The following is a 21,258-nucleotide window of genomic DNA, read 5'->3' as shown; positions in this document are numbered from 1 at the left end:
AGGTTGTAAGGCTATTGATTACAGCAAAAAAAAATGATAAAGGTTTATATCAAAATATTTCTTTATCACTGATAATTGCAATGTTTTATATTTTCTTTTCTTTAAGTGGATCTACTGGTCAAAAATCACTTTATATTTCAATAGGCTTACTTATTTTGTGGGTAACAGTAGCACTTTTAAGTAATGCAGAAGCATTTTATAATGCTATATCAACACGGCAGGTAAAAGCGTTTATAGTTTATCTTTTCTTCTATACATTCACGGCTGTATTTGTTGGTGGTGTAGTGTACACCTTGAAATTGGTTGGCTCCGCATTAATTATGTTTTCCCCAATGATAATTTACTTGTATTATAGAAGGTTAGATCCCAAAAAGTTGAAATTAATCTTAATAGTTTCCTTAATATTTTTCTGTTATTTAGTTATAAACTCACTGCTGTTTTATTCTATACATGAAAATGCTGCTCGCCAACTTGCTGCCGGTACAGAGAAATTTGGTGACTTAGCAATTGGTGGGGGATACACGCTCGCTTATGGATCAACAATTTTAGGAATATATTTAATAGATTTATTGTTTAATAGCGTAATAAAGAAGAAAAAATATAAGATAATAACTATAATTGCAATTGTTTTATTGTGTTATTTAGTAATCAGCACAAAGTCAACGCTGACAATTTTATGGTTTTTTATAGGTGCTATTTTATCACTATTCTTGAGATATCCAAGTTTCAAGAATGGGCTTGATCTGGAAAAAAACAAAAATAATTTTTTATTGAATTTATTCAAGATAATATCATTTTTATTCTTGGCTGTATTGTTTTTTATCTCATATGAAAAAATAGGATTATGGATACTAAACCAAACAATTGGTAGTTCAGATGTTGTTTCAATGAGATTAAGAGATATTGGGGAAAGTATGGCCTTTGGAATCCAAAATAGTGAATATTTAAAGATGAGATTAGAGATTCCGCTCAAATCACTTTCGTCCTTTTTAGACAATCCTTTAGTGGGGCGTGGATTTGAATACGGTTATGCTTGGGAAGATACATATTTATACTTAGGCGGCCATAGCGAATGGGCAGATGCAATTGGTAGAATGGGGATTTTGGGCGGTGTTCCATATTTTTTAATTTTCTTATTTGCTGTAAAGGATGAAAGAAGATTTTCGGGTAATTATATACCAGTTACGTATGGTTGGACATTTTTATTACTAGGAATATTTAACCCTTTGAGTGGTTTCCCCACTATGTTTACACTCATGTTTATTATTCCATCTTTATCATTCTTTTTATTTAACAGATTTAAAAAGTATCAAGAGAATGCAAACATTCAAGTGAAATAGTATTCTCCTTTTATGATAAACAAGGAGTGAAAAGTATGAAAATATTCGTAATACCTTCTGCTTACCCCAATGATTGTAACCCAAATTCAGGTACTTTTGTACATGAACAATGTAGGGCACTAAAACAAGATGGTCACGAAGTTATTGTATTGGATGCAACAGCTTATGGATACAAAAATTGGTTTATAAGTAATGTTAACAATTTTGAAAAGTCGAAGATTGATGATGTGGAGATATATGCTATGCATTACCGTGGGTTGATGTCCACCCGTATACCGAGATTGGCTGTTCATTGTTATCTGAATAGACTAAGAATATTATATCAACATGCAATTGCAGAGCATGGGCTTCCAGATTTGTTTTTTGCTCATTTCACTTTCACTTCAGGTTATGGGGCTTTAATTTTATCTAAAGAAACTGGGATACCTTATATTGTAACTGAACATCATAGTCTATTTTTAAAATCAAATTTACATCCATTTATCAAAAGAATTACAATTGAAGTAATAGAAGGTGCCAGTGCATTTATATGCGTTTCTGAACATCTTCGAACAGCTATGAAAAAATTCGAACCGGCAAATAAAAAAATATGTGTAGTTCCCAATTTAATAGATGATAAATTTAGATTTGCACCCATGCCATCTGCCCCCCCTTTTATTTTCTTTTCAGCAGGTAACCTAGTAGAAAATAAAAACTTCCATTTATTAATAGAGGCATTTTGTAGAGCTTTTAGTAAACAGGAAAAGGTAATTTTAAAAATTGCTGGGAGTGGTCCAGAAAAGTCTCGTCTGGAAAAACTAATCCGCTACTATGGGAGAGAAAAACAAATATATTTACTAGGAAATCTTAAGCGTGATGTAATCATGAATTTTTTTAAAGAGTGTCATTGTTTTGTGTTGCCAAGTAAGTATGAAACATTTGGTATAGTATATCGTGAAGCAATGGCTGTTGGTAGACCAGTAATATCAAGTAGGAACGGAGGGGTTTTAGATGGCTGGAATGAACAATATGGTAGGTTATTATCATCGAATGATATTGAAAGTTGTAAGAGTGAAATGATCTATATGTATAAAAACATTAATATGTACAACAGTAAACTAATATCTAAATACACTGTTGAAAAATATTCAAAAGCAGCGGTGGTAAAAAATATTAATAGGATTTTAAAAAATATAATGTAAAATAGGATGTTTTTGTTGTAGATAATGCTTTAAAAAGGAGAAATGTAACTAAATGAAAAATGTAATTTTTATAACCTATCTAAATTTATGGTCGATGGATAAAAATAAAGGGGCGCCCTCACTTTATAAAACGATTGATGCCTATATAAAAAACGGATGGAATGTAACACTAATTAACCCAGAATATAATCAAGGTGTCACACCGGAATTAGAAGGGGTAAGTAATATTACATTTAAGCCAATATTTTATCCACTTCTAAAAGTTAATAAAATTAGCTTTTTTGGTAGAATTCTTCATAGTATACAAGGGGAGTATATGTTCAATAAATTAGCAAGAAAGGCATTGAATGAACTGGGTGGTAAAGCTGTTATTTATGCTTATGAAGTTCATGGAGTAAAAGCTGGTCAAAGATTAGCAAAAGAACTCAAACTTCCATTCATTACACGTTTTCAGGGTACTATTTTAGCTCCTATAAAAGAAAATACAATTAATAAACTTAAACTATATCCCCATTTTGATGCAATTAAATCATCCGCAGATTTAACAATTATGACTGATGACGGAACCCAGGGGGATAGGGTTTTACAAAGATTGAAAAACAAATCAAAAGAAATATTTTTTTGGAAAAATGGAGTAGATATAGATGTAAACGAGCCAATAAATGAAGAAGCAGTGTTAAAGTTGAGACGTAATTTAAAGTTGGCTCCAAACGATAAAGTATTGGTAACTGTTTCAAGGTTAGTATCATGGAAGAAGGTAAATAGGGCAATTGAAGCAATGCCAGAAATTATAAAGGAAAATCCCGATGTTAAACTTGTAATAGTGGGGGATGGGGAAGATAAACTAAACCTTCAACGTTTAGTAGAAGAACTAAACTTGAAATCAAATGTCATTTTTGCAGGTGCTGTTCCTCAAGTAGAAGTGAAACATTATCTATCTTTAGGAGATGTATTTTTGTCTTTATATGATTTAAGTAATGTAGGAAACCCTTTATTAGAAGCTATGTCAGTAGGGAAACCACTTATTACACTGAACGTTGGTGACACTAGTACATTAATAGATCATGAAGAGAATGGGATCTTGTTAAACTTGGACCAAATAAGTTTGATTCCCAAGTATATATTAGAAATTTTAAGTAATCAGGATTACTCTAAGAAGTTGGGCGATAATGCTAAACAATATGCTGAAACCAATTTCTGGACGTGGGATGAAAGGATGAAAGCAGAATTACGCGTTGTAGATGAGTTGGTTGAAGAAAAGGGGCTCTAATCAAAATGTATAATGGCTCGAATTCACAGTGGAGAGTATGAAATTGAAAACAGATATAGGTTCTGATGCTTTAAAATTGACAATCTCAAAACTAGTATCTTTAATAGTTTCGTTTGGAAGTGTGATGATACTTGCCCGTTATTTATCATTAAAAGAATTCGGAACATATACTCAATTACTATTAATAATTAATATACTAACAACTTTGTTTGTATTAGGACTTCCCAATAGTATAAACTATTTCCTTGCTAAAGCTGAAAATCGTATGGAACAACAAAGTTTTTTATCTGTCTATTATTCTCTATCAACAATTTTAGGTTTTGTAACGGGAATTTCCTTACTAATGAGTGCCCCGATAATTACCGGTTTCTTCAAGAATCCGTTATTAAATAACTTTATTTACTTTCTAGTGATTTTCCCATGGGCAAAAATAATTTTAATGAGTATAGATCATGTGCTAATTGTTTATAAAAAAGCCAATTACTTGTTTTTGTTTCGCTTAATAAATAGTTTATTATTGTTATTAATTGTGGTATTAACAGCCTACCTACAATTATCATTTAATATTTATATTACCATGTTTTTAATTGTAGAATCCATTTTGGCAATATGTGTCTATCTAATTGTAAAAAATATTTCTGGAAGCATTTCGATTAACCTAGATATAGCTTCAATAAAGCAGATATTTAAGTTTTCAATTCCAATAGGATTAGCTTCTACTGTTGGGTTGTTAAGTATTCAGCTTGATAAAATTGTTATTAGCCAATTTTTTTCTGCAGAGGAACTAGCGATTTATGCAAATGCAGCACGGGAACTTCCTATTGCGATTATAGCTACATCATTAACAGCAGTATTAATGCCGCAAATGGTACGTCTATTAAAAGTGGGAGAAAATATTAAAGCGATCAGAGTATGGGGAGATACTATATATATTTCATATACCATAATGTGTTTCTTTTCAACTGTTTTATTCATTTTTGCTTCCGATATTATTATTTTACTATATAGCGAAAAATATCTAGGTGGAACCGTTGTGTTTCAAATTTACAGTATTTTTCTTTTGTTGCGTTTTACTTATTTTGGAATAGTCTTAAATTCTATTGGAAAAACAAAGTTAATATTATATAGTTCATTAGGGTCTTTAGGGTTAAATTTAATTTTAAATTATCTTTTTTATTATTTATTCGGTCTCATTGGTCCTGCAATTGCGTCGGTAGTATCAATGTTGTTAATTGCGTTTCTCCAGTTAATTGTTACTAGTAAAAATCTAAATGTCTCTTTTAGTAATATTTTTCCTTGGCATTCTTTGTTCAGGATAACTGTGATAAATGTTATTTTAGGTCTATTATTTTTATATATTAAGAGTATTATCCCTATAGAAGAAGGGAGGGGGGGAGTAGTTGAATCAATTGTATTAGGGATTATTTGGCTTGGAGTGTATTTTATTATCATGGGTAAAAAGGTGAAATATCGTTGGGATAATATAAATCAAAAATAATGCTCTAGCATACAAATTTGTTTGATAATTTTAGAGCGTCTTAATATTGAGGTGTTTATATTGTGATAAATAAAATCTTTATAGGAATAAAATCCATTCCTTACTATATTTTGGGTAATATTCTAGCTGCTTGTACTTATGATAAGAAGTATTTAAAAGGAAAGTATTTTTCGGGTAAATTCCGCGGCTTAGGGAAAATTGGTTGGCGTTGGGTTGTGAGTGATTGTTTATCTAGAATAATCTTTGGTATAAATCGTGGAGTCCCATTTCCTGTATCCCCTAAAATAAGTATTTCTAACCCAAGGAATATTCATTTCCATGTTGATGATTTAAATAACTTCCAAGGGTTTGGTAACTATTACCAGGCTGCAGGGGGAGGAAATATCATAATAGGGAAAGGCTGCTGGATTGCTCCGAATGTTGGTCTGATTACAACTAACCATGATATAAAAAATCCGAGTAAACATGCTCAAGCAAAAGATATTAAGTTGGGTGAAAATTGCTGGATTGGTATGAACAGTGTGATTTTACCTGGAGTAACTATTGGACCAAATACGACAGTTGGGGCTGGATCTGTTGTGACAAAGAGTTATCCCGAGGGCTTTTGTGTTATTGCAGGAAACCCCGCCAAAGTTATTAAAAGATTATAAGTGATTAAAGAATTTGTTGAACGGCGGTGCGGTAGTGATTAAAAGTCTAGAAGATTATAAACGGTTTTTAGAATGTGATTATAAAGCTACAGGTATATATAAAAGCGGTCTTAAGAATAGACTTTTAGACAGAAGGTTTAAGTTTTATAAAAGTCTTCGAAAGGCGGAGTACTATACTAACTGTAGAAATGATTTTTTTGGTAAATTAAAAGCTAAGTTTTTGCGAAATAGGCATAAGTGGTTATGTGATAAGTATAATTGGACAATTCCAATCAATGTTTTTGAGGAAGGTCTTGCAATAGTTCATGTAGGACCAATTGTTGTTTCGCACAAGGCGAAAATTGGTAAAAATTGCCGCTTGCATATTTGTGTGAACATTGGTAGTGCATGGGTGAACGGTGAAGCGGGGGCTCCTGTGGTTGGGAACAATGTTTATTTTGCTCCGGGAGTAAAAATGTTTGGTCCGATTTCAATAGGAGACAATACAGCAATTGGAGCAAATTCGGTTGTAAATAAACCGTTTCCAGAAGGTAATTGTACTATTGGTGGAATACCCGCTAAAATTATATCAAACAACACCAGCAAGAAATACATTTTGGAGTATTAGGTAGCAAATGAAAAGTTGATATTCCTACGAAATTTTAAAAGAATTATTATTTCTATATGAAGAAAGGGCATTGATATAATGAAATTAATAACAATTATTGGGGCTCGACCACAATTTATTAAAGCAGCCCCATTCTCCGAGATGTTTAGAGAAGAAAATGAAGAAATATTAGTCCATACTGGTCAACATTACGATACCAACATGTCAGATGTATTTTTTGATGAGCTGGGGATACCAAGACCTGATTACAATTTAGAAGTAGGTTCTGGGAGTCATGGATTACAAACAGGGCGTATGCTAGAGAAAATTGAAGAATTAATAACAATTGAAAATCCTGATGGGTTGTTGGTCTATGGTGATACTAACTCCACATTAGCTGGTGCTTTGGCAGCAAGTAAATTACACATCCCTGTTTTTCACGTGGAAGCCGGTTTGCGTAGTTTTAATAAAAGGATGCCCGAAGAGCAAAATAGAATATTAACGGATCATGTATCTGATCTATTATTATGTCCTACACAAACAGCTGTAAATAACTTGAAAAAGGAAGGGATTACAATTGGCGTTTTAAATACGGGAGATATAATGTTTGATGTAGTTCTAAGAAATATTGAAATATCGAAAAGCCGATACTCTAATGGTGTTTGGATAGATAAATTAAGAGAGAAAAATGAAAATATTCCTAGTCTTAAAGAAAAAGAGTATTACCTTGCAACTATCCATCGCGCAGAAAATACAGATGATGAGATGAAGTTATTTGAGATTTTTTCTGCATTTGAAAGAATGGACAAGCCGGTGATCCTACCAATTCACCCAAGAACAAGAAAATTGATTGATAATTTAGATATTAAATTAGACAATGTAATACTTATTAAACCGGTTGGTTATTTAATGATGTTATACCTCACAGCAAATGCCTATATGGTTGTAACAGATTCTGGCGGACTTCAAAAAGAAGCTTATTTTCTTAAAACACCATGTACAACACTTAGAGAACAAACTGAGTGGGTTGAAACCTTAGAAAACGGATGGAATGTTTTAAGTTCAATTAATATTGATACAATTTTAAAAACAGTTAGAAGAGAATTAGACTGCTTGAAATACCCACAACCTATGCTATTTGGTGATGGAAACGCTGCGGAGCATATATGTAATGCTATCTTAAAAGGAGGAAAATAATTATGAACACTGTTACTTTAACTAGTAATTTAAAAGAAAAACTATTAAACAAAACTGCAACACTAGGAGTCGTAGGACTCGGTTATGTAGGTCTACCATTAGCAGTTGAAAAAGCAAAAGCAGGATATAAAACAATTGGATTCGATGTTCAAGAATTCAAAGTGAAAATGGTTAATGATGGGGAAAATTACATTGGTGATGTAGTTAATGAAGACCTTGAGTCTCTTGTCAACTCTGGAAATTTGTTAGCTACTTCTGATTTTGCAAAAGTAGCACAAGCAGATTGTGTAAGTATTTGTGTTCCAACTCCTCTAGATAACTATCAACAACCTGATATAAGTTATGTCAAGGCTTCAGCGGAGAGTATTGTACCTCACATGCATAAGGATATGCTAATAGTATTAGAATCAACAACTTATCCTGGGACAACTGAAGAACTTTTAAAGCCGATCCTTGAGGAATCTGGATTGAAATGTGGTGAGGACTTCTTCCTAGCTTATTCTCCAGAACGTGTAGATCCTGGTAATTTAAATTTTAAAACCAAGAACACACCTAAAGTAGTGGGCGGATGCACAGAGAAATGTACAGAGGTGGCAGCAGCGCTATATGAGAGTATTTTAGAAGCACCTATACATCGGGTGTCTTCACCAGCAATAGCTGAAATGGAAAAAATTCTAGAGAATATATATAGAAATATTAATATTGGCTTAGTGAATGAACTTGCAATTCTTAGTAATAAAATGGGGATTAACTTTTGGGAAGTTGTGGATGCAGCAAAAACGAAGCCTTATGGATTCCAAGCATTTTATCCTGGACCGGGACTAGGCGGGCATTGTATCCCACTAGATCCATATTATCTTTCTTGGAAGGCGCGTGAATATGGTTTTCATACATCGATGATTGAATCCTCTATGATGGTTAATGACCGAATGCCTGAATATTGCGTAGAGAGAGCAAGTAAAATCTTAAATAGATATAAGAAAGCTATGAACGGATCTAGAGTTCTAGTAATTGGTGTTGCTTACAAAAAAGATATTAATGATTATAGAGAGAGTGCGGCTATTGATGTAATTAATGAGTTAGAAAAAGAGGGAGCAAATGTTACTTATTTTGATCCGTATGTTAATGAGTATAAAGATCAAGGGAAACTTAAAACTGGAGAAATGGATTTGACAGTTGATCTTATTGAAGAAGCAGATTTGGTTATGATAACAGCAGATCACACTAAGGTTGATTATCCCCTTATCCAAAAGCACGCAACGGCTATTTTCGATACAAAAAATGCAATGAAAGATATAACGAATAGAGAAAATATTGAGTTGCTATAGAAAGGTTTCAATTGGACTTATTCCTAAGTTAATTATTTCAAGGAATAGATAGGAGAAATTATGATGCAATATTTTGTACATGAAAGTAGTTACATTGATGATGATGTACAGATTGGGGATGAAACAAAAGTATGGCACTTTAGTCATATCCACTCTGGTGCAGAAATTGGAAAAAATTGTTCAATTGGACAAAATGTAAATGTATCTAACAACGTTAAAATTGGTAACGGAGTAAAGGTTCAAAATAATGTTTCTGTATATGAGGGTGTGGAATTAGAGGATTATGTGTTCTGTGGTCCATCTATGGTATTCACTAATGATTTAACTCCGAGAAGTAAGTACCCTAAAGGTAGTGCTGCATATAAAAGAACTTTGGTTAAGTATGGGGCTTCTATAGGAGCAAACGCAACAATTATATGTGGAAATAGCATCGGTTCCTGGTCCATGATTGCTTCTGGTGCCGTTGTAACAAAAGATGTTCCAGACTATGCACTAATGGCAGGAGTTCCGGCAAAACAAATTGGTTGGGTTTGTGAATGTGGTATTCCTCTAAAAGTAAATTATCATTGTAAAGAATGTGGTAGAGCCTATGAATTGAAAAAACATGGCTTAACGGAAAATAAATAAGAGGGAAGAGGTAAAGTATGCAGTTTCGTGACTTAAAAGCTCAATATACTCAATATAAATCAGCTATTGATGATGCTATACAAAATGTGTTAAATACAGGTCAATATATTGGTGGCAAACCAGTTAATGAACTTGAAAAAGAATTAGCTGAATACGTAGGTGTTAAGCACTGTATCACGTGTGCAAATGGGACTGATGCATTGTCATTGGTTTTAATGGCTTGGGGTGTAGAGGAGGGGGACGCAGTATTTGTACCTGACTTTACATTCTTCTCAACAGGGGAAGTGGTTTCTTATAACGGAGCTACACCAATTTTTGTAGACGTTGATGAAAGAACTTTCAATATAGATACTGATCAGCTTATACAATCAATTGAGAAAGTGAAAAAAGAGGGAAGATTAAAGCCTAAAGTAATTATACCAGTTGATTTGTTTGGACTCCCAGCTAATTATGATGAGATAGAGAAGGTTGCTAAACAGTACGATTTGCTTGTATTAGAAGATGGGGCGCAAGGGTTAGGTGGAAATATTGATGGGAAAATGGCCTGCAGTTTTGGAAACGCAGCTACTACATCTTTTTTTCCAGCTAAACCTTTAGGTTGCTATGGAGATGGTGGAGCAATCTTTACAGATAGTGATGAAACAGCTGAACTATTACGGTCATATAAAGTACATGGAAAAGGTAATAACAAGTATGACAATGTCAGAATTGGTGTTAATTCTAGATTAGATACGATGCAGGCAGCTATCTTGCAAGTGAAATTGCGTGCATTTAAAGAACATGAGCTCGATGAAGTAAATAAAGCATATCAACTGTATAGTGAAAAACTGCAGAATATTGTTGAAACACCTTTTATTCCAGAAGGTTATTATTCCAGTTTCGCCCAATACACAATCAAGCTCGATTCAAAAGAGCAACGAGATGCTTTACAGGTCAAACTGAAGGAAAATGATATTCCGAGTATGATTTACTACACTAAACCAATGCATAGTCAACAAGCATTCGCTGATCTGAAATTTGAAGAAGAAGAATTTACTGTAACAAACAAACTTTGTAATACTGTGCTTTCACTGCCAATGCATCCTTATCTAAAAGAGGAAGAGATTATAAAAGTATGTGATGTGATACAAGAATATATGAATGTTTAAATCAATATATGATTAGGGAAGAGGTTTTGTTATGAATTTTGCAATTGTCGGATGTGGCTTTATAGCAAAAAAGCATGCAGCAGCAATTGATAAAATTGATGCTGCAAAGTTAGTAGCAGTCTGTGACAAGGATCCAGCTACAATGGAATTTTACAAAGAAGAATATGATGCAGAACCTTATACTGAGTTAGAACAAATGCTGGGAGAAGAAGATATTGATGTAGCTTGTATTTGCACACCTAGTGGTTTCCATGCTCCTATTGCAGTTCAAATTGCAGAAGCAAAAAAACATATTATTGTAGAGAAGCCAATTGCGATGACAGTCGAAGATACCGATAAAATTACAAATGCTTGTAAGGCTAATAATGTAAAACTAGCGGTGGTGCACCCAAACCGATTTAGACCGGTTGTTCAAGAACTAAGAAAAATTATGGACCAGGGCTTATTGGGAAAGATTAGCCATGCAAGTTGTATAGTGAATTGGAACAGAAATCAGGAATATTATGACCAAGCCCCTTGGAGAGGAACTAAACAGCATGATGGTGGAGTTCTAATGAATCAAGCAATTCATAATCTAGATTTATTGTTATGGTTTATGGGTACTCCTGACCAAGTGTTTAGTATGGAGGCAACACGATTTAGAAATATAGAAGCTGAAGACGTATCTGTCGGAACAATAAAATTTAATTCAGGTGCACTAGGAACAGTAGAAGCTTCCACTACTGTATATCCTAAAAATTACGAAGAATCTATCACAATTTTCGGCGAAAAAGGTACAGTTAAAATTGGTGGGACAAACGCTTTAAATTTCGAGCATCTTGATATAATGGATATGTCGGATAACGAGATAGAAGATTTGAAAGAAAGTATTAAAGCTGATCCATGGGGAACTCCAGGTCATCAGTGGATTATTGAGGATATGGTTAATGCTATTAATAAAAATCGAGAGCCGGCTGTTACTGGCGAAGACGGTAAGAATGTTCTAAAACTAGTTTTATCTTTTTATGAATCTGCGAACCAAAATCAACCTGTGCAATTTTGAAGGGTAAATACCTATTAATAGATTAGTACCGGATACATTTAAAAGTTAATGGAGTGGATGTGGTAGAAACCTATGGCAATCTTGATAACCGGAGGGGCAGGATACATCGGCTCCCATGCAGTTAGATATTTATTAAATCATAAAGAAGATGTTGTTGTTGTTGATAATTTACAGAGTGGTCATAGAAAATCTATTAATGTAGAGGATTTTTATGAAATTGACCTTAGAGATAAAGAGGCTTTAAACAAGGTTTTTAAGACTCATAATATTGAATCAGTGATTCACTTTGCTGCTAACTCGTTGGTTGGAGAGAGCATGATAAAGCCCTATGACTACTACCATAACAACGTTTATGGCATGATGTGTCTATTAGATATCATGAAAGATAATAATGTTAACAAAATAGTATTCTCATCAACAGCAGCTACTTATGGTGAACCTAAGAGCATTCCTATTGTTGAAGGAAATGAAACTAATCCAACTAATACCTATGGTGAGACAAAACTTGCCATGGAAAAAATGATGAAATGGTTTGATCAAGGTTATGGTATTAAATATGTTTCTTTAAGATATTTTAACGCTGCTGGAGCGCATGAAGATTCCCATATAGGGGAAAATCATGATCCAGAAACCCATCTAATTCCTTTAGTTTTACAGGTTCCACTTAACCAAAGGGAAAAAATATATATGTTTGGTGACGACTACCCTACAGAAGATGGGACATGCCTTAGGGACTACATTCATGTAATGGACTTAGCATCAGCACATTATTTAGCACTAAAATATTTAAGAGAAGATAGTCCGAGTGAGATTTTTAATCTAGGTAATGGAAACGGCTATTCAGTCAAACAAGTTATTGATGTAGCAAGACAAGTAACGAAGCATCCGGTGCCAGCTGAAGTAAAAGAGAGAAGAACGGGAGATCCAGCAGTATTAATTGCTTCTTCAGAGAAAGCAAAAAGTATCTTGGGTTGGAAACCGCAGTTTGATTCACTAGAAAAAATTATTACTGATGCATGGAACTGGCACCTGAATAATCCAAATGGTTATTCGTCCTGATTTTTCTACATGCTTCTAAGTAGAAGCTAGAGGACGGTTCTAACGCTTCTATATGTGATATATTATTGTTTAACTTTGTCGGTGCTTGCAAGACTGTTGATTAACCACAATATGGAAGTTGAGAGTATTTATGTCGGTGCCTGACCCCATCACGTTAGAGCGTTAAAGGATGGCTTAGTATCAGTGATTTGTACATGATACTAAGCTGTATTATATACTTATATGCGTATGTGTTCATATAATCATTTAAATTGGTAGTGTGTCGGTGCCTGACCCCCAGTGCGTTAGAGCGTTAAAGGATGGCGTAGTATCAATGGTTTGTACGTGATACTACGCTGTATTTTATAAATTATATATGTGTATATGTTCATGTAAACATTTAAGTTAGCAAAGGAGTTACAAGGTTCATAAAAGAATCATTCTAATAAGAATTTTATGAGATAAGGATAGAGAGCTGAAGGGTATAGGTAAATAGGAAAATGAATAAAGAAGGAGGTATAAGGCAATGATTGATCCCTCACATCTGCCAATGGAAATTGTACGGGATTTTCAAATTTTCCTAGATTATATAGATCAAGAGAACGTAACGTTGACGAAAAGGAATAGGCACCTGCAGCGGAAGCACTGCTGGGAGTTGAATCAACGGTTTGAAGTACAGACGGAAGAAGTGACGGAGAAAAGTGATCAGATTTATTATCCACGCGTTCATCTTTTTTACCACCTAGCTATTCAAGGGAAATTAATGACGATTAACGGAAATCGAGCTGTCCTGCAGGGACGGGTGGCGGACTATCAGGATTTCACAGTTCTTGAAAAGTATATGTGTTTGTTAGAAACGTTGTGGGTGGATACGGACTGGGTCGTGTTTACGGATGATGAAAGGCATGTTTATACCTCGGTCATCAGAGCCTGTGGAAGAGTGATCTCAGAGTCGCCTGAACAAAAAATAACAACGTCGGGGGAATTTGCGGATTTTGGACATATGGTCATGATCCTTTCTTATTTTGGCATATGGAAATACACGATAAGCAAAGAAATGAAGGCGTACAAGCAGATGATTCCCGTTGAGTCTATCCAGACCACCTTTAGTGGCTGGAAGCTGCTAAGGACACTGGTGCTCGAACGTCCGATATCTGTCTGGAGTATTTCAGGAAGAAAACGATATGGGGAATGGGTGGTGAACCCGGGACAATTTCCGAATCGTGAAACCTCACTGATGCAGGCAGAAGGGTTTGTAGAGTTGCTGCATGGTTTGAACTTTTGCCAAGGCGACGATGGCGAATGGTTTATTGATGTGTTTAAGGAACTATTTGTAGGTGATGAATTGAATGAATCATTTTCCAGAGCATGTAATGAGATTTTTGAAGGAACTTATACACTTAGGTTGAAAGCAGGTGACCGAACAGAAATCATCGAATGCTCCTCGGAACACACAATGGAAGATGTGCATGAGGCCATTCTGGAGGTGTATGAGCTGGTGGATGATCACCTCTACAGCTTCTTCTTGAGTGGAGAAGCATGGAAAGGACACTCCATAAGCAGTCCTGGTGAATGGATGTCAGGTAGTCCGGCTGATGAGATCACCATTGCGGAAACGGGTGTAAAAGAAGGGGATACGATCCTCTACATTCATGACTTTGGTGAGGAATTCAGAGTGAAAATCGAGGTGATGGAAAGAATTGCAGAGAAAATGCGGGAAGATTCAACAACTTAAAACGTCCTACTGACTTGACGCCCCGTGCAGCAGGATAATGCAAGACATTGACACAAGTCCGTCCTTCCATCCATGGTGTCTGACGCTGGCCCGGATGCCAAAGAAGGAGGCACTGTTACAGAGAATGCTCCATGAGCTTCAAGGCTCTCAACACTGTGGGTCTGACTCCATGTGTGCTGTCCTACTTACCTGCTCCCAAAGGCTGTCTTATTAATAACTGGCCTCCAATATTATCAAGGTGTTAGTATCGTGTTGATACGAGATTAAGTCATAATGGTTTTATTGTATTACCACAACTAGATAAAAAAAGCTAATGAGTTGTATAATGGTATAAAAAGGAGCTTGTGTAATTGAAATTAACTATTCCTTCATAACCATAAGCTAAGGAGTTGTTTCTATGACAAACCTAAAAGGGGAACGTTGGCGACAAAGGTTTGAAAATTTTGAGAAGTCCTATTTGTTACTTTCCAAATACGCCGGAGAGAAATTAGATAATGAACTGGAGCGTGCAGGGGTCATACAGTTCTTTGAAATGACTTTCGAACTAGCTTGGAAAGTTTTAAAAGATTACCTTGAGTCGCAAGGGTATGATGTAAAAAGCCCAAGAGAAACAATCAAACAAGCCTACCAAATTGAAGTCATTGATGATGGTCACACATGGCTCGAAGCTTTATCCAAGAGAAACCTAACTGCTCATACTTATGACGATCAGATGGCTGAAAAAATGGTGCAGGAAATTAAAGAGCATTACTATCCAGAGTTACAAAAATTATATGCAAGACTGAAAGAGGAAGTTTAAAATGTCTGGTTTGTTAAATAAAGATAAAGAGTATATTAACAAAGCATTGTCACAAGTAGAGAAAATTGATTCTGCTATTCTATTTGGCAGCCGTGCTATGGGAAATTATAAAAAAGGATCTGATGTAGATTTAGCGGTAAAGGGAGAGGCCTTAGGCTTCTATGAATTAAGTATTTTAGATGATTTATTGAATGAAGAATACCCATTACCTTATTTTTTCGATATTGTGGATTATCATAGCTTGTCAAACCAAGCGTTGAAAAAACACATTGATGAGTACGGGGTAATGATTTATCAAAAAGAAGAGAGTTGTGGAGCTTGAATCCAACTCATACATGTCTAAAAGAAAGCCCCATCATTAATTACATAATGATGGGGCTTTCTTTGGTTTACTGCAGGTCTCTTAAAGCTTGTGTTAACTCTTTATGTTGGTTCCAGGCCCATAAGGTGTCGGATACCACAACAGCAGCTTCGGTTTTGTCCCTCACTCCATAATAATCAGATAACTCATCCGGACGTTTCTTAGGATAAAGTACCAGGTCTTTTACGTGGGGGTTATGATGATCAGCTTTTTGAAGCAGCGTTTTTGTTTTTCCCGTCATCCCTTCTTCTAAGTACGCGTATATGGCTTCATAAAACAAGATGAACGTATCCGCTTCCTGCAGATCATCAAGCAGAGCCCGTGCTTCTGTACGATATCCATGTTCCAAATAAAGAGGGAGCAGCTTGTACCAAATCCCCTGATTATCTTCTTCATTCAAGCGCATCAATTCCCGATAATGAAGAATAGCCCCATCAAAGTCGTACTCATTAACAAGCTGTTCCGCATAGGCAGCTTTCGCACGTAAGTAAGGTCGGGCATCGATTTCCATCCAGAGCTCTCCCATTAAGTCCGTCATGATAAAAGGTTCAATTGCGTTTTCTCCATTGATCATAGCTTTCGTAAGAATCCTCTTCTTCACATGATTATGCTGGGCAAGTTCTGCGACGATGATGTACAGGTCTGGATGATACGGATGTATCTCAAACAATTCCCAGCACAACTCAACCTTTTCAAAGAATGACGTTCCATAGAAATTGGAAAAGAGTTCTGCGAGCATAAAATGTTGATCCTGAGAAAGTTCCATGCTGAAGTTTCCAGGATAAGTAGAAACGGCAAGTATATGATTGATGAGGTCGTCCAACTTCTTGGAATGTGAAAGAGATGGGTTAAACCTTCCATCAACTGTCGCTCTCCAATAAGACGATATTAAATCATTCACCGTGTCACTGAGCTGACGATACGCCTGGGATACTTTATGAATAGAAACGCCATATTTTTCAGCACATGCTTTTTGTGAAAGTTTCGGTCCTAAAAAGGTTTTCGAAGCCAGATATTCAAGCCCAGCAGCAAAGCAGGCCGGCTCCTTTATGTCAGGTGATGTTCTTTGACAGTAATCATTCCATAAGTGTGTCATTTCTTCCATATGATTGTCGTAGTCCAATTGCTTTTGTTGGAATAATGTAAGCACTGTTTGCTGCGCGTGATTCATGAGACCGTTCTCCTTTTAATAAAGTTCATATTTGAAGTTTATCTGGTTTAACATGCAAAGTAAATTTTAACTGAATTTTATATGTGAGTGCTTGCTTCCAAATTTCTCAATTATGGCCACCTGTTCTTTAAAAAATCCAACATGAAAGAAAGCCATCTATATAGGTTCGACGTGCAATCCATGGTGTCCGACGCTGGCCCGGATGTCAAAGAAGGAGGCACTGTTACAGATGAAGCTCCATGAGCTTCATCTCAACATTGTGGGTCTTACTCCATGTCTGCTGTCATCTTGCCGCGCTTCACTCATACATACAGCAACGTCATTCCTCCCTGTTCGTGCTCCCACCCACACGATTCCTATATCTCATCGTACTCTAAAAGGTAAGCGAATACGGATAGGAGAGAACGATATGGGGGATTTGATACCTTTTAACCCGACAGGAAGAAAAGAACTTGATGATGTGATTCTAGAATTCCTAATGCACAGAGAAAAAATGTCAAATGCAAAATCAAGGGCGGAAATGGAATATCACTATAATATGGCGTTGTGGGTTCTAGAGGAAGCAAGATCTAAACGAGAAGATTGATCAGGAAAGGCTGGCTCAGCATCGTTGTTTTTTGGTGCTGGGCTTTTTAATTGGATGGGACACATGATGTTGAAGTCGTACTTGATGAGCTCGCTGGTATGGCAGATCAGGGATATGCAGCAATTGTTTATTGTGGCAGAACGTTGTTTATACCTTATGGAAGAGGAATGGTTGAAGTGGATCGGCCACATGGAGTCAGACCCAAATGGATGGGATCATTGGATTTTACGAAGCGTTACCGGTAAGAGTGCCTCTCGCTGGGGCGTGTGGGCCAGCGTCAGACACCATGGGTAGCGGGCTGTCGGTGTGTTGAGGTCACGCTGGATAATGAACCATAATAAATTCTGTCAGCTGTATGTTAGGAGAGATTGATAGAATGGTGGGGAAAGATGTGAAATTTGTTTTTTTGGGTGCAAGAAACACTAGAAAATACAATTTTCCAATACAAGAAGTTATTTTATCAAATCTATGATTCTTTGAATTCCCAACTTCGTGGATTCGTGCTCCAGAGCAACCTCCTCTATAATAAAGGCAGTTTCAAGCTAAGGAGGTGACGGTGTGTCCAGAAAACCGCGACAATGGTACAAAGGGGCAAGGTATCATATTACGGCAAGGGGAAATCGGGGAAGTGATTTGTTTTATGATGATGCAGACTTTGAAGAATACATTCGTTTCATCCGCTGGTGCCAAGAGGACATGCCGTTCATCCTCCACGCCTACTGCTTAATGACCAACCACATTCATTTTCTACTCGAAGTGAAAAATCATTCCCCTGGGGAGATCATGAAGTTTATTCAGTTTCGATATGCAAAGTACTTTAACAGCCGTCATAAAGTGTATGGTCATTTGTTCCAAGGTCGGTATTACTCCAAGCTCGTCGATACAAGAGCCTATTTTCTTGCAGCCAGTAAATACATACATCTCAACCCAGTAGAAGCGGGAATCTGTTCGAAACCTCAGTCCTATATGTGGAGCAGTTATCCTTGTTATCTATCCAATAAAGAATGTCCGATATTAACTACACAAGCACTCCTGGATTGTTTTCATGAACCAAAAAGATTACGGTACAGTGCTTATATCATGCAGGAAGGAGAGGAAGCGTTTGGCGACTATTGTAAAGAGTATCGGCCTCAAGGGTCTTGAAGGGTATATCATTGGCGTGGAGGCGCAATCGCTTAGCGGACAGGAGCAGATTTCTGTGATCGGTCTGCCGGATGCCTCTATAAAAGAATCCAAAGATCGGTTGAAAGGAGCCTTGCATTCGGTTGATGCAGATGTGTCAGGAAGGCATATGATCATACTTCTATCTCCGACCGAACAAAAAAAGAACGGTCCGATGGCAGATCTTGCAATGGCTATTGCTATGCTCAAAGAAACGCATCAGCTTGTTGGAAATATCCCCAATCATACAGCCTTTCTTGGTACGCTTTCTCTCGACGGATCTATACATGAAACAGAAGGAATGCTTGCAGCCGTCATGCAGGCGAAAGAGCTTGGCTTCCATCGCATCTACGTTCCTGCCCAAATGGGAGGTATCGAACAATTGGGAGATAACGACCTACTTTTACCCATTTCTCATTTGAAAGAAGTGGTCGATCATTTGAATGGCATTCATCAGCTTTCTTTTTCTATGCCTCGCAAGACGACTGTCCGTGAAACGGCAGGCACTGAGTGGACAACCGATTTCTGTGAGGTGATCGGTCATGAGGTTCCAAAACGTGCGTTAATGGTCTCAGCCGCTGGTGGTCATCACGTTCTCATGAGTGGTCCACCTGGATGTGGGAAAAGCCTTCTCGCGTCAGCTTTTCCATCGATTATGCCTCCGATGCCGGAAAAGACGATGATTGACAGCTACAGTCTCTATCAACTCGCCCACGAAACACGGGGGATAACTCCTGTCCCTCCCTATCGTCACCCCCACCATTCTGCTTCAGCTGTTTCCCTAATCGGTGGAGGTACCACTCCTCGACCAGGTGAAGTTTCTCTTGCTCACGGAGGTGTTCTTTTTCTCGATGAAATGGCTGAGTTTCCGAAAAAGACGCTGGACATGCTGCGGCAGCCTCTTGAGTCAGGAAAAGTGACCATCAGCCGTGTCAGTGGAACGGTTACTTACCCCTCACGTTTTATCCTGATCGGTGCAACTAACCCCTGCCCCTGCGGATATCAGGGGGCGAAAAATAAATATTGTACATGCACACCGAAACAAATCAACAGTTACCAGCTGCGAGTGTCGGGGCCCATCATGGACAGAATGGATATTCTGCTTATACTTGAGCCGGTGACAATTGAATCCAATACGCAGAGGATGAGTTCAGCTGAGATGCAGAAAAAGGTCATTATAGCGAGGGAGCGGCAGTATGTGAGGTATGGAGCTGATCTAACCAACAGTGTTGTTCCCTACGAAACGCTTATCCAACATTCGCCCATAGATCCACATTACATAGATATCTGAAAGAGATCAGTATTGCTTATCATTTCAGTAACCGGGTTCAAGTGAATATCATCCGGACAGCGAGGACCATCGCTGATTTGGATGGTGAAAGGGAAATTACTAAAGAAGCTCTTTCAGAAGCGGTTAAATATCGAGGACATAGCAGCATGGTCTCAATTTAATGCACTGGAAATCAGACACGGACATTTAGTAATGTTTATTTAAATACAGGAGAACTATCCACGCTCTTTACAAAAGCGCTGGGAAGGTTCTTGCTCTTCCTATATATGTAAATACATTATTGCACTTCATGAGAAGTATAGTATAATCAAAAATTTAGTCAAAAAATCCCCATTTCATAGACACATGACCTACACTTTCTTCGATTATAGAAATGATGAAGTGTTTTTCTATGCACAAATCCCTCATCTTTCCATAAGAGAATAGGAGAATCGAATGCACTTTTTTTAGCCATCAGCTCCTTCTACAATCACCAAGAATTTAACCCTCTGACTTCCACTGCCATCAACCTTTGGTACAGCCTCATGCATGTAAATAACAAATCCCGTTGGAAAGAAGAGTTTACTGCTTCAATGACCGGGATCTGGTAACAAGAAGCCCATCTATCGAATGCTCCCTTTATTATGAAAAAATGGACAACGAGAACGACAATGTGGAGGAGAACAGTGGCGGCAAGTGGAACGGCAGTGATAGCGGCAAGTCGAACACATTAATTAAACAAAACGAAACGAAAGAAAAAAAGAAGTAGTAGTAGAAAAGCAGGAGGAGAATCCCCATCATTTTTACGAGAACAACATCGAGACGTTGTCGTCGTTTTGCACAAATAAAACAATAACAATTGGTGTGAAGAGATGACTGATGATATCGTGATGGCTTAGTACAGTCAATATTCTATGATCACCTTTTAATACATAGGGACTTCTGTTTTTTGTAAGGGAAACTGTCGGTTGTCACTGCTAAGCTATACTGGTTCTTACGCGATTTTTGGGAAAGAGATTTTTAAAATATTCTTTTCAGGGTACAGGTAACTAAAACCCTATAAGCCGGTGACACGGATTTACTCAGCTATTATTAAGGAAGTCCAGCCCTTCACAATGATGAAACCGTCACTGTGCTTAATAGTGATTCTCTTCGATGACCTTAGCGGAAACATTTCAAACGTTGGTCTCTTGTTGATTCGATAAATCCATAACTCTCGCTCATTTCTGGCGCTCTTCCCATGCTTAATAAACTAGGTCATTTTTCTGAG

General features: G+C 36.8%; 21 protein-coding genes. 20 read left to right on the top strand and 1 reads right to left on the bottom strand.

The features are described 5' to 3' along the window. The first annotated feature begins 14 nt into the window (after positions 1 to 14). The 15 genes from BLS23_RS07490 (at position 15) to BLS23_RS07420 (ending at position 15,761) form a co-directional block, all read left to right on the top strand. Positions 15 to 1,340, top strand: a complete 1,326-nt coding sequence (locus tag BLS23_RS07490) for an O-antigen ligase family protein (protein ID WP_089651928.1) — start codon at positions 15 to 17, stop codon at positions 1,338 to 1,340. A 35-nt stretch (positions 1,341 to 1,375) separates the two neighbouring features. Beyond that, positions 1,376 to 2,521, top strand: a complete 1,146-nt coding sequence (locus tag BLS23_RS07485; protein WP_089651927.1) for a glycosyltransferase — start codon at positions 1,376 to 1,378, stop codon at positions 2,519 to 2,521. A 52-nt stretch (positions 2,522 to 2,573) separates the two neighbouring features. Then, positions 2,574 to 3,791: a glycosyltransferase family 4 protein gene (locus BLS23_RS07480; RefSeq protein ID WP_089651926.1), complete on the top strand. Its 1,218-nt coding sequence runs from the start codon at positions 2,574 to 2,576 to the stop codon at positions 3,789 to 3,791. Positions 3,792 to 3,834: 43 nt separating this feature from the next. Beyond that, positions 3,835 to 5,289 carry an oligosaccharide flippase family protein gene (locus BLS23_RS07475; protein ID WP_167356038.1) on the top strand — a complete coding sequence of 485 codons (1,455 nt, stop codon included), beginning with the start codon at positions 3,835 to 3,837 and terminating at the stop codon, positions 5,287 to 5,289. Between the two features lie 62 nt (positions 5,290 to 5,351). Then, positions 5,352 to 5,939 (top strand): DapH/DapD/GlmU-related protein, encoded by a 588-nt coding sequence (locus tag BLS23_RS07470; RefSeq protein ID WP_244157116.1) that lies wholly within the window; start codon positions 5,352 to 5,354, stop codon positions 5,937 to 5,939. 34 nt (positions 5,940 to 5,973) lie between these two features. Continuing rightward, entirely contained in the window at positions 5,974 to 6,546 is a 573-nt protein-coding gene (locus tag BLS23_RS22125) for a serine O-acetyltransferase (protein WP_089652067.1), read from the top strand. Between the two features lie 78 nt (positions 6,547 to 6,624). Further along, the gene (gene wecB / locus BLS23_RS07460) at positions 6,625 to 7,722 is read left to right on the top strand and encodes a non-hydrolyzing UDP-N-acetylglucosamine 2-epimerase (RefSeq protein WP_089651924.1); all 1,098 of its coding nucleotides are present in this window, start codon (positions 6,625 to 6,627) and stop codon (positions 7,720 to 7,722) included. Between the two features lie 2 nt (positions 7,723 to 7,724). After that, on the top strand, positions 7,725 to 9,050 hold the full coding sequence (locus BLS23_RS07455) for a nucleotide sugar dehydrogenase (RefSeq protein ID WP_089651923.1): 1,326 nt from the start codon (positions 7,725 to 7,727) through the stop codon (positions 9,048 to 9,050). Positions 9,051 to 9,113: 63 nt separating this feature from the next. Next, on the top strand, positions 9,114 to 9,677 hold the full coding sequence (locus tag BLS23_RS07450) for an N-acetyltransferase (RefSeq protein ID WP_208599169.1): 564 nt from the start codon (positions 9,114 to 9,116) through the stop codon (positions 9,675 to 9,677). Between the two features lie 17 nt (positions 9,678 to 9,694). After that, positions 9,695 to 10,825 (top strand): DegT/DnrJ/EryC1/StrS family aminotransferase, encoded by a 1,131-nt coding sequence (locus BLS23_RS07445; RefSeq protein ID WP_089651921.1) that lies wholly within the window; start codon positions 9,695 to 9,697, stop codon positions 10,823 to 10,825. 31 nt (positions 10,826 to 10,856) lie between these two features. Beyond that, entirely contained in the window at positions 10,857 to 11,867 is a 1,011-nt protein-coding gene (locus tag BLS23_RS07440; RefSeq protein ID WP_089651920.1) for a Gfo/Idh/MocA family protein, read from the top strand. Between the two features lie 72 nt (positions 11,868 to 11,939). Then, positions 11,940 to 12,926, top strand: coding sequence for a UDP-glucose 4-epimerase GalE (gene galE / locus BLS23_RS07435; protein WP_089651919.1), 987 nt, complete (start codon positions 11,940 to 11,942; stop codon positions 12,924 to 12,926). 505 nt (positions 12,927 to 13,431) lie between these two features. Beyond that, complete coding sequence (locus BLS23_RS07430; protein ID WP_089651918.1) at positions 13,432 to 14,640, top strand: IS1096 element passenger TnpR family protein; 1,209 nt, start codon at positions 13,432 to 13,434, stop codon at positions 14,638 to 14,640. A 397-nt stretch (positions 14,641 to 15,037) separates the two neighbouring features. Next, positions 15,038 to 15,439, top strand: a complete 402-nt coding sequence (locus BLS23_RS07425; RefSeq protein WP_089651917.1) for a nucleotidyltransferase substrate binding protein — start codon at positions 15,038 to 15,040, stop codon at positions 15,437 to 15,439. Between the two features lies 1 nt (position 15,440). Further along, a complete protein-coding gene (locus tag BLS23_RS07420; protein ID WP_089651916.1) occupies positions 15,441 to 15,761 on the top strand; it encodes a nucleotidyltransferase family protein in 321 nt (106 codons plus the stop codon). 67 nt (positions 15,762 to 15,828) lie between these two features. Here BLS23_RS07420 and BLS23_RS07415 read toward each other — a convergent pair whose 3' ends face one another. Then, on the bottom strand, positions 15,829 to 16,971 hold the full coding sequence (locus BLS23_RS07415) for a hypothetical protein (RefSeq protein ID WP_089651915.1): 1,143 nt from the start codon (positions 16,969 to 16,971) through the stop codon (positions 15,829 to 15,831). Positions 16,972 to 17,380: 409 nt separating this feature from the next. Between BLS23_RS07415 and BLS23_RS21730 the strand changes: the two genes are divergently transcribed. The 5 genes from BLS23_RS21730 (at position 17,381) to BLS23_RS22200 (ending at position 20,170) form a co-directional block, all read left to right on the top strand. Continuing rightward, positions 17,381 to 17,557 (top strand): hypothetical protein, encoded by a 177-nt coding sequence (locus tag BLS23_RS21730; protein ID WP_167356037.1) that lies wholly within the window; start codon positions 17,381 to 17,383, stop codon positions 17,555 to 17,557. 63 nt (positions 17,558 to 17,620) lie between these two features. After that, positions 17,621 to 17,851: a hypothetical protein gene (locus BLS23_RS07410; protein WP_089651914.1), complete on the top strand. Its 231-nt coding sequence runs from the start codon at positions 17,621 to 17,623 to the stop codon at positions 17,849 to 17,851. Between the two features lie 264 nt (positions 17,852 to 18,115). Beyond that, entirely contained in the window at positions 18,116 to 18,700 is a 585-nt protein-coding gene (locus BLS23_RS07405; protein WP_089651913.1) for a transposase, read from the top strand. Continuing rightward, positions 18,660 to 20,009, top strand: a complete 1,350-nt coding sequence (locus BLS23_RS07400; protein ID WP_341845038.1) for a YifB family Mg chelatase-like AAA ATPase — start codon at positions 18,660 to 18,662, stop codon at positions 20,007 to 20,009. The genes BLS23_RS07405 and BLS23_RS07400 overlap by 41 nt, the downstream gene beginning before the upstream one ends. Beyond that, positions 20,006 to 20,170: a magnesium chelatase subunit ChlI family protein gene (locus BLS23_RS22200; RefSeq protein ID WP_341845039.1), complete on the top strand. Its 165-nt coding sequence runs from the start codon at positions 20,006 to 20,008 to the stop codon at positions 20,168 to 20,170. The genes BLS23_RS07400 and BLS23_RS22200 overlap by 4 nt, the downstream gene beginning before the upstream one ends. Positions 20,171 to 21,258 lie beyond the last annotated feature (1,088 nt).

The sequence above is a fragment of the Halobacillus aidingensis genome, from assembly GCF_900104185.1.
Classification (GTDB): Bacteria; Bacillota; Bacilli; order Bacillales; family Halobacillaceae; genus Halobacillus; species Halobacillus aidingensis.
This window is presented reverse-complemented; position numbering and strand designations above follow the sequence as displayed.